Annotated in this window: 1 protein-coding gene; it reads left to right on the forward strand. The window is 39.0% G+C overall.

Annotated features, from left to right (window positions below; genetic code table 11):
* The coding region (locus tag Q0772_RS16205) for an Ig-like domain-containing protein (RefSeq protein ID WP_298347002.1) at nucleotides 1–707 on the forward strand (707 nt) is incomplete at both ends.

The raw sequence follows: 707 nt of genomic DNA on the forward strand, positions 1-707 counted from the left end.
ATTGATTACACTCCAAATGCGGATTACAACGGTCCCGATCAAATCACTTATGAGATATGTGATGCAGATGGTGATTGCACAACGGCAGTTATTGATATTACCGTAGATCCAGTAGATGATAACCCTATTGCTAACAATGATGGAGGGACTACAGATCCAGGAATTGATATTATAATTGATATTACAGTAAATGATACAGATCCAGATGGAATAATTGATGATTTAACTATTGACTTAGATCCAAATACTCCAGGACAGCAAAGTACATTTACTGTACCAGGAGAAGGTACGTTTACTGATAATGGAGATGGAACTGTTACATTCAGTCCGGCTCCAGGTTATAATAATGGAATAACAACGATTACATATACAGTAAATGATAATGATGGTAATACTTCTAATGTGGCTACAATAACTGTGGTAGTTCCATTATGTACGTCAACATTAGATACAGATGGCGATGGTTTAACAGATTGTGAAGAAACAACTGGAATAGACGATCCAAGTACACCGGAGGATCCAACAACGTTCCCAGGCGGACCAACAAGTGATCCAAACGATCCATGTGATCCAGGTACTGCAATGGGAGATTTATTAAATCCAATATGGACAAATGCCGATTGTGATGGCGATGGCGTAACCAATGGTGATGAATTAACACCACCAGATGGAGAAGCACCAACGAATCCGAATGATCCATGTGATTT

It is taken from the genome of uncultured Algibacter sp., assembly GCF_947490405.1.
Lineage (GTDB): Bacteria > Bacteroidota > Bacteroidia > Flavobacteriales > Flavobacteriaceae > Algibacter_B.